The 274-nt window shown below is 52.6% G+C and carries 1 pseudogene; it reads left to right on the top strand.

Features of this window, described 5'->3' with window-relative positions:
* Window positions 1–232 (top strand): annotated as a pseudogene (locus P9217_RS30190) (hypothetical protein); the annotation flags it as partial.
* Between the last annotated feature and the right edge of the window lie 42 nt (window positions 233–274).

Raw genomic sequence — 274 nt, 5'->3', positions numbered from 1 at the left:
GCTTTTGCGTGGATCGATGAAGGACAAGAAAGACTCCCTGCTTGGTTACGCGAATGGGGGCCTAATGACTCCCAACGAAGCTCGCGCAAAATTGGATCTGAACCCGGATTCAGATCCCGCCTCAGACAAACTGCGCATTCCCGCTAACATTGTTGGCAGTACCACATTGGCTGAAGATCCCGAAGATCCCGCAGACCCCGAAGATCCCGCAGATCCAGTTGAGACGCAATAACCATCGGACTCGTAAGGAGAGACGTAATGAACCCCTTGAAGA

Source organism: Mesorhizobium sp. WSM4989, assembly GCF_029625795.1.
In the GTDB taxonomy this organism is placed as follows: Bacteria; Pseudomonadota; Alphaproteobacteria; order Rhizobiales; family Rhizobiaceae; genus Mesorhizobium.
The sequence above is the reverse complement of the archived record's forward strand: the minus strand, read 5'-3'. Positions and strand labels throughout refer to the sequence as shown.